Origin of the sequence: uncultured Amaricoccus sp. (assembly GCF_937858865.1) — a bacterium.
In the GTDB taxonomy this organism is placed as follows: domain Bacteria; phylum Pseudomonadota; class Alphaproteobacteria; order Rhodobacterales; family Rhodobacteraceae; genus Amaricoccus.
The window spans coordinates 1-8,081 of sequence record NZ_CALLYO010000624.1 but is presented as its reverse complement, the minus strand read 5'-3'; the positions used below and the strand labels follow the sequence as shown (position 1 = coordinate 8,081).

Below are 8,081 nucleotides of genomic sequence, written 5' to 3'. Positions count from 1 at the left end.
TGGTGCCCGGGGGCGGATTTGAACCACCGACACGCGGATTTTCAGTCCGCTGCTCTACCCCTGAGCTACCCGGGCGTCGCGACGGCCGCGCCGTCTGGCGGCGATAACTAGGCTACGGCAACGTCGTCGTCCAGCGGAAATCTCGGACGTCAGGCGGGCTCCTTCGCGCGCTCCTGGATGATCCGGTCGGCGGCCTTGCCGTGCAGCTCCTCGTAGTGATCGAAGCTCGATTCGAACCAGCCGACGCCCTGCGTGGCGGCGCGGACGTCGTTGGCGAGGGGGCCGAGAACGCTGCCGGGGACGAGCGCCTCGAACCGTTCCCAGCCCTTGGCGTCGGGGTCGGTGTCGAAGCCGAGGACCTGGCCCGCGTGCGAGGAGATGATCGGGCCGAGGCTGCCGGTGAAGAGGGCCGGCGCATGGATGGCGACGCGGCAGACCGGCTGCAGCAGGACGGGGCCGGCAGCCTTCAGCGCCTCGCGCGTTCCCTGGCGACCGGCGATGCGGAAGGCCATGTCGGAGCTGTCGACGGCATGCGCCTGGCCGTCGGTGAGGGTCACCGAGACGTCGACCACCGGGAAGCCGAGCGGGCCGCGCTCCATGGCGTCCTCGGCGCCCTGTTCGACGGCGGGGATGTAGTTCTTCGGCACCGCGCCGCCCTTCACCACCTCGGAGAAGGTGAAGCCCGAGCCGCGGGCGCCGGGAGCGATGACGAGGCGCACGTCGGCGAACTGGCCGGCGCCGCCGGTCTGCTTCTTGTGGCGATAGGCGGTCTCGTGGCTGCGGGAGATGGTCTCGCGGTAGTCGGCGGCGGGCAGCACCTCGTCCACCTCCATGCCGAAGACGTCCTTCAGGCGCTGGCGGACGAGGCGGAGGTGGAGGGGGCCCTGGGTGCCTACCAGCGCGCCGCCGGTGGCGGGGTCCTGGCTCACGATCAGCGCGCTGTCGCCCTCGGCGAGCGAGGCGAGCGCGCCCGAGAGCTTGACGCTGTCGCGCTCGGCGACGGGGGCGAGGATGCGGTAGGCGACGGGCGGTTGCGGACGGTGCCAGGCCGGGGTCTCGTGCAGCTCGCCGGCGGTGGCGAGGCGGCCGGCGGAGAGGTGGTCGGCTTTGACCGCGCTGACGATCATGCCTTCGGGCACCTCGTCGAGGTGGTGGCTGTCGCGGGGGTCGGCCGGGGTGAGCTGGCCGGCCGGGCGGCCGCCGACCGGGCGCCCGGCGGCCAGGGGCTCGAGGGCGCGCAGGAGCAGGGTCTTGCCGAGGTGCTTGCGGTGGGCGCTGGCGAAGACGACCGCGATCGGCGGCTCGGAGAGGCTGGCCTGCGCCTGCAGCCGCTCGCGGAGGGCGGCGGGGGGCGGGGCCTCGTGGCGGAGCGCCTTCATGATCCGGACGATGCCGTTGCCGTGGGCGGCCGAGCCGATCAGCGCCTCGATGGCGCGGTTCTCGGCGAGGATCTTGGCGCAGATGGCGTAGACCTCCGCGCTCGGCGGCTCCTTGTCGTCGATCAGTTCCTCGAGCAGGTGGTCGTCGAATTCGGAGAGATGCTCGAGGAGCGCGCTGCGGGCCTCCTGCTCGCGGTCGAGCATGCCGGCCGGGAGCTCGATCAGCGTCGAGGGGGCGCCTTCGCGGTAGGACCAGGCCCGCTCGGAGACGAGGTCGACGGCGCCGGTGACCTGGCCGCCGTCGCGGATCGGCACCTGGCGCAGGACGATGGGCTGGCCGGCGTAGTCCTGCAGCGCGGCGACGATGTCGCGGACCCGGTCGGTCGCCTCGTCGATGCGGTTGATGAAGATGATGGCCGGCGTGCCGGCGGCCTCGACGGCGTGGAGGTAGGGGGAGGCGAGGAGCGCGCCGGCGGCGTCGGGCGCGACGCAGACGACGGCGGCGTCGGCGGCGAGCAGGGCGTCGGTCGCGACGTGGAGGAGCTCGATGGACCCGGGCGTGTCGATCGCCTGCCAGGTCTCGTCGAGGTGGGTGAAGGTCGCGACCCGGAGCTCGCCGGGCGCTGCGGCCGGGTGCGGCTGGCCCTCGAGGGCGCACATCCGGTCGACCAGCGTGGACTTGCCGGTGCCGGAAGCCCCCAGAACCGCGATGGTGCGCGCCATTGTGTCTCCCCCGGTGTTTCTTCTTCGGCTCCGATCATAGGACCGAGCCGGCGTGGATTTCCAGCGTTTCGCGGAGCGCGGGGGCGGGGCTGGACTCGGGCGGCGAAACGGCGATGAGTGGCGGCGCGGCCAGAAGGGGAGGAAAGAGATGGCGAAGCGGATCCTTTTCACCGGCGGATCGGGCAAGGCGGGGCGGCATGTGGTGCCGTATCTGCTCGGCAAGGGCTACCGGGTGCTGAACGTCGACCTGGTGCCGCTCGATCATCCGGGGGTCGACAATCTGGTCGCGGACATCACCGACTCGGGGGAGATGTTCAACGCGATGACGATGTATGCCGGCTTCGACGAGATGGAGCCGGGGACGGGGGTGCCGAAGCTCGATGCGGTGGTCCACTTCGCGGCGATTCCGCGCATCCTGATCCGGCCGGACAACGAGACCTTCCGGGTCAATGCGATGGGGACCTACAACGTCATCGAGGCGGCGGTGAAGCTCGGGGTGAGGAAGATCGTGGTCGCCTCGTCGGAGACGACCTATGGGGTCTGCTTCTCGGACGGGGAGACCGATCCGCGGGCGCTGCCGCTCGAGGAGGAGTACGACGTCGATCCGATGGACAGCTACGGGCTGTCCAAGGTGGTGAACGAGGTGACGGCGCGGAGCTTCCAGCGGCGGTCGGGGGCGGACATCTATGCGCTCCGGATCGGGAACGTGATCGAGCCGCACGAGTACGAGCTGTTTCCGGGGTTCTTCGCGGATCCGAAGGTCAGGCGGCGGAATACCTTCTGCTACATCGACGCGCGGGATCTGGGGCAGATCGTGCATCTCTGCCTGGAGAAGGACGGGCTCGGGTTCCAGGTGTTCAATGCCGGGAACGACACCAACTCGGTGAACCTGCCGACGAAGGAGATCGTCGAGCGGTTCTATCCGGGGGTGCCGGTGACGCGGGAGCTCGGTGAGTTCGAGGCGCTCTATTCCAACCGGAAGATCCGCGAGGTGCTGGGATTCCGCGAGGAGCATGACTGGCGGAAGTACGTGAAGGGGTAGGGCACACCCGGGCACGCGTGCCCAGATTGTAACGCACTGATATGAAAGTGTTATTTTCGCGTATAGACGTTGTATAGACACGAAGCGCGGCGGTGCGGGGCCTTCGTCAGGCGGCGACGGTCTCCAGGCGCGCGAGGAGGCGGGCGGCCTCTTCGGCGCAGGGGGTGAGGGTGCTGCGGTCCTCGCCCGGGTAGAAGCGGGCGCGGAGTGCCGTCGGCATCGGGCTCGGGGCGAAGGTCAGGACCTCGGGGCCGATGCGGGCGCTCTCGGCGGCCCAGCTGCGCACCAGCGATTCGGCGGCGGCCTTGCTGGCGCCGTAGGCGCCGTAGAAGGGGCGGCCGGCACGGTCGTCGGCGACGTAGACGAAGCGGCCGGCCGGCGCGGCGACGAGGAGCGGATGCAGCATCGCGATGAGCCGCCTGGTGCCGCGCAGGTTGATCTCGACGCTGGTGTCGAAATCCTTGTCGGCGAGGTGCGGGGCCGGGGCGAGCGGCGCGGCGTGGGCGGCGGCGTGCACCACGAGGTCGAGCCGGCCCCAGCGCTGGTGGATGGCGAGGCCGAGGCGCTGCAGGCCGCCGTCGTCGTCGAGGGAGAGCGGCACGAGGGTCGGGGTCGGGCCGCCGGCGGCCTCGATGGCGTCGGCGAGTTCCTCGAGGCCGCCGACTGTGCGGGCGAGCGCGACCACCTGGGCGCCGCGGGTGCCGAGGGCGAGGGCGGTGGCGAAGCCGAGGCCGCGGCTCGCCCCGGTGACGAGCGAGATGCGTTGCGGCGCCGCGGTCACGCGGTGACCTTGGGGCGGAAGCCCTGCTCGATGCGGTCGGAGGGGCGGACCGGATAGTCGCCGGAGAAGCAGGCGTCGCAGAACTGCGGCTGGCGGGGGTTGCGGCCGCCCGGTTCCTCGCAGGCGCGGTAGAGGCCGTCGAGGGAGACGAACTTGAGGCTGTCGACGCCGACCCAGGCGCGCATCTCCTCCTCGGACATGGTGGCGGCGAGGAGCTTGGAGCGGTCGGGGGTGTCGACGCCGTAGAAGCAGGGCCACTGCGTGGGGGGCGAGGCAATGCGGAAGTGGACTTCCGCGGCGCCCGCGTCCTGCAGCATCTCGCGGATCTTGCGGCTGGTCGTGCCGCGGACGACGGAATCGTCGACGAGGACGATGCGCTTGCCGGCGACGAGCGCGCGGTTCACGTTGAGCTTGAGGCGGACGCCCATGTTGCGGATCTGCTCGGTCGGCTCGATGAAGGTGCGGCCCATGTACTGGTTGCGGATGATCCCCATCGCGTAGGGGATCTTCGATTCCTGGCTGTAGCCGATGGCGGCGGGGGTGCCCGAGTCGGGGACCGGGCAGACGAGGTCGGCCTCGACCGGGGCCTCGCGGGCGAGCTCGACGCCGATGCGGCGGCGGGTCTCGTAGACCGACTGGCCGCCGATCACGCTGTCGGGACGGGAGAAGTAGACCTTCTCGAAGATGCAGAAGCGCGGCGCCTTCGGCTGGAAGGGGAAGAAGCTCTCGACGCCCGAGGCGGTGCAGATCACCATCTCGCCGGGCTCGATCTCGCGCACGAACTCGGCGCCGATGATGTCGAAGGCGCAGGTCTCGGAGGCGAGCGCCCAGGCGTCTCCGAGGCGGCCGAGCATCAGCGGGCGGACGCCGAGGGCATCGCGGACGCCGATGAGCTTGGAGCGGGTCATGGCGACGATGGAGAAGGCGCCTTCGACGAGGCGCAGCGCGTCCTTCATCCGCTCGGGGATGGTGCGCTGCATCGAGCGGGCCATCAGGTGGATGATGCACTCGGTGTCCGAGCCCGACTGGAAGATCGAGCCGCGCTCGATGAGCTCGGCGCGGAGCGCGAGGGCATTGGTGAGGTTGCCGTTGTGGGCGATGGCGGCGCCGCCCATGGCGAACTCGGCGAAGAGCGGCTGGACGTCGCGGATCTGGGTGCTGCCCTTGGAGCCGGCGGTCGAATAGCGGACGTGGCCGATGGCCAGCGAGCCCGGCAGGCCCTCGATGCGGCTCTGGGAGGTGAAGTTGTCGCGGACGTAGCCGAAGTGGCGGGCGGAGGTGAAGCCGGGCTCGGGCGCGTAGGCGACGATGCCGGCGGCTTCCTGGCCGCGGTGCTGCAGCGCGTGCAGGCCGAGGGCGACGAAGGTGGCGGCGTCCTGGACGCCGATCACGCCGAAGACGCCGCACTCCTCGCGCAGCTTGTCGTCGTCGAAGGGGATTGTCATGGGGCGGGGGCGCCTCCGGGGGACAGCGTTGCGCCGCTATATAGAGGCGGGTTTCGGCAATGTCATCAGCGCCTGGTCGGTGCTTCGGCCGCAGCTGGCGGTCAGCCGGTCGTACTGCCCCGCGACCCATTGCGGGGCGTCCTCGGGGAGCATGGCCTGGATGCGCCGCTCGAGGTCGCCGAAGACGGCGGCGCTGCGGCTGCCGTCGATCTGGGCGATGCCGCCCGAGCCGCCGAAGATCGTCGCGTAGACGACGAGGGCGATGACGACGAGGAGCACGCCGCGGGCGATGCCGAAGAGGAAGCCGAGGCCCTGGTCGATCGGGCCGATGGCGGAATTCTGCACCGCGCCGGCGAGGAGCGGGGTGATGAAGGAGACGAGGACGAGGGCCGTGACGAAGGCGGCGGCGAAGCCGGCGAGGATGCCGAGCTCGCAGTTGGTGCCGAGGAGGTCGCGCAGGACCGGGACCTCGCGCATCAGCGGCTCGAGCATCGGGGCGAAGTAGAAGCCGGCGAGCGCCGCCACCACCCAGCCGGCGATCGAGAGCGATTCGCGCACGAAGCCGCGGGCGTAGGCGAGGACGGCGGAGAGCGCGATGACCGCGAGGACGATGCCGTCGACGAGTGTGAAGCCTTGCATGTTCTCCCGGGTCACCGCTCGATGGGGCCGAAGCACTTGTCCATGAATGCGGCGAGATCCGCAACCGGGTGAATCGCGAGGTCGTTACCGCGGGCGCCGGGCGGGGTGAAGGCCTGGGCGAAGCCGAGCTTCGCCGCCTCGCGCAGGCGGGCGTCGGTCTGCGGCGCCGGGCGGAGCGCGCCGGAGAGGGAGACCTCGCCGAAGACGACGGCGTCGCGCGGCAGGGGGATGTCCTGGCGGGCGGAGACCAGCGCAGCGGCGACGGCGAGGTCGGCGGCGGGCTCGGTGATGCGCAGGCCGCCGGCGACGTTGAGGTAGACGTCCGAGGGGCCGAAGGGGATGCCGCAGCGGGCCTCGAGGACGGCGAGGAGCATGGCGAGGCGCCCGCTGTCCCAGCCGACGACGGTGCGCCGCGCGGTGCCGGGGGCTGCCGGGGCGACGAGGGCCTGGATTTCCACGAGGAGGGGGCGGGTGCCCTCGATGCCGGCGAAGACGGTGGAGCCGGAGGTGGCGGCGTCGCGCTCGGAGAGGAAGAGGGCGGAGGGGTTGGTGACTTCGGCGAGGCCCCGGCCGGTCATCTCGAAGACGCCGATCTCGTCGGCGGGGCCGAAGCGGTTCTTGACGGCGCGCAGGATGCGGAACTGGTGGCCGCGCTCGCCCTCGAAGTAGAGGACGGTGTCGACCATGTGCTCGACCACGCGCGGGCCGGCGATCTGGCCCTCCTTGGTGACGTGGCCGACGAGGAGGACGGCGGTGCCGCGGCGCTTGGCGAAGCTGGTGAGCTCGTGGGCGGCGGCGCGGACCTGGGAGACCGAGCCCGGGGCGCTGTCGACGGCGTCGGACCACATGGTCTGGATCGAGTCGATGACGGCGAGCGCCGGGCGCTCGGCCTCGAGGGTGGCGAGGATGTCGCGCAGGCTGGTCTCGGTGGCGAGTTGCAGGGGGGCGTCGGTCAGGCCGAGGCGCTGGGCGCGCATGCGGATCTGGGCGGTGGCCTCCTCGCCGGAGACGTAGACGGCGGGCTGGCCGCCGGCGGCGAAGGCGGCGGCGGCCTGGAGGAGGAGGGTGGACTTGCCGATGCCGGGGTCGCCGCCGACGAGGATGGCCGAGGCGGGCACGAGGCCGCCGCCGAGGACGCGGTCGAGCTCGGCGATGCCGGAGAGGCTGCGCGGGAGCGGGGGCTCGGTCGAGGCGAGGCCGGTGAGGGCGATGCGGCGGCCGCGGGCAGGGGCGGCGAGGGGGGCCTCCTCGGCGATGGTGTTCCAGGCACCGCAGGCGTCGCAGCGGCCGGACCATTTGGAATGGGTGGCGCCGCAGGCGGTGCAGGTGAAGGCGGGGCGGCGGCTGCTCATGGTGCGTAATGGGGGGATTTCGCGCGCGAAACTATAGGTAAGATGTTGAAACGGAAGGGAATCGTCGGGTTAATGCATCGTTACCGGCACCTCATGCGACCGCCGCGGACACCAGATCGGGGTGCCTGGCGATGACGCGGACATAGGCCACGGCGAAGTCGGGGGCGGTGGCGCGGGCCTGCTCCCAGTCGCGCAGCGTGCCGACGGGGACGTGGAAGCGGCGGGCGAACTCGGCCTGGGAAAGGCCGAGGCCGGTGCGGGTCCGGCGGATCAGGCGGCTGCGCTGGGCGCGGTCGAGGGCTTCGGGGGAGACGTCGAAGTCCTCGGGGTCGGAGGGGTCAGCCGGGAGTGCGATAGGCTCGTTCTTCACCCTTGTTGCTCCTTCTGACGGAGATGAATCGGGGCAGGTCGCCGCGCCACGTGAAGACGGCGGTATAGAGCTTGCCGGCCACCGCGCCGATGGCCTTGAAGCGCTCCTCGCCGTCCACGGGCCGGATGGACGGAAGGATCAGATGGTCGTCGTCCTCGAAGATCCTCTTTCCGAAGGCCAGCGACAGGCCGTGCTTCGCGACGTTTGCGCGGTCCTTGGCTGGGTCGAAGCTGTCCTGCATGGGATATACGGAATTTCCGCACTATGATCAACGGAAATCCCGTAACCGCATCACCGGACCGTCTCGATCGGGCCGGTGGCGCGGCCGTGGATGAACTGGTCGAGGTAGG

At 71.1% G+C, this 8,081-nt stretch carries 8 protein-coding genes and 1 tRNA gene; 1 reads left to right on the top strand and 8 read right to left on the bottom strand.

Going from position 1 to position 8,081, the window contains the following annotated elements; translation table 11 throughout:
* Both Q0112_RS18700 and Q0112_RS18695 read right to left on the bottom strand, forming a co-directional pair.
* Positions 1-75 (bottom strand) — tRNA-Phe (locus Q0112_RS18700).
* Positions 76-149: 74 nt separating this feature from the next.
* Positions 150-2,102, bottom strand: a complete 1,953-nt coding sequence (locus Q0112_RS18695; RefSeq protein ID WP_297977575.1) for an elongation factor G — start codon at positions 2,100-2,102, stop codon at positions 150-152.
* Between the two features lie 148 nt (positions 2,103-2,250).
* Here Q0112_RS18695 and Q0112_RS18690 point away from each other — a divergent pair, with 148 nt between their 5' ends.
* The gene (locus Q0112_RS18690; RefSeq protein WP_297977574.1) at positions 2,251-3,144 is read left to right on the top strand and encodes an NAD(P)-dependent oxidoreductase; all 894 of its coding nucleotides are present in this window, start codon (positions 2,251-2,253) and stop codon (positions 3,142-3,144) included.
* 106 nt (positions 3,145-3,250) lie between these two features.
* Here Q0112_RS18690 and Q0112_RS18685 read toward each other — a convergent pair whose 3' ends face one another.
* The 6 genes from Q0112_RS18685 to Q0112_RS18660 all read right to left on the bottom strand — a co-directional run bounded on the left by Q0112_RS18685 (position 3,251) and on the right by Q0112_RS18660 (position 7,972).
* Positions 3,251-3,925: an SDR family NAD(P)-dependent oxidoreductase gene (locus tag Q0112_RS18685; RefSeq protein ID WP_297977573.1), complete on the bottom strand. Its 675-nt coding sequence runs from the start codon at positions 3,923-3,925 to the stop codon at positions 3,251-3,253.
* Positions 3,922-5,370: an amidophosphoribosyltransferase gene (purF, locus tag Q0112_RS18680; protein ID WP_297977572.1), complete on the bottom strand. Its 1,449-nt coding sequence runs from the start codon at positions 5,368-5,370 to the stop codon at positions 3,922-3,924. Before purF ends, Q0112_RS18685 begins: the two co-directional genes overlap by 4 nt.
* 36 nt (positions 5,371-5,406) lie before the next feature.
* Positions 5,407-6,009, bottom strand: coding sequence for a CvpA family protein (locus Q0112_RS18675; protein WP_297977571.1), 603 nt, complete (start codon positions 6,007-6,009; stop codon positions 5,407-5,409).
* Between the two features lie 11 nt (positions 6,010-6,020).
* Positions 6,021-7,361, bottom strand: a complete 1,341-nt coding sequence (gene radA, locus Q0112_RS18670; protein ID WP_297977570.1) for a DNA repair protein RadA — start codon at positions 7,359-7,361, stop codon at positions 6,021-6,023.
* A gap of 91 nt (positions 7,362-7,452) precedes the next feature.
* On the bottom strand, positions 7,453-7,731 hold the full coding sequence (locus tag Q0112_RS18665) for a helix-turn-helix domain-containing protein (RefSeq protein ID WP_297977569.1): 279 nt from the start codon (positions 7,729-7,731) through the stop codon (positions 7,453-7,455).
* Positions 7,700-7,972 (bottom strand): BrnT family toxin, encoded by a 273-nt coding sequence (locus tag Q0112_RS18660; RefSeq protein ID WP_297977568.1) that lies wholly within the window; start codon positions 7,970-7,972, stop codon positions 7,700-7,702. Before Q0112_RS18660 ends, Q0112_RS18665 begins: the two co-directional genes overlap by 32 nt.
* Between the last annotated feature and the right edge of the window lie 109 nt (positions 7,973-8,081).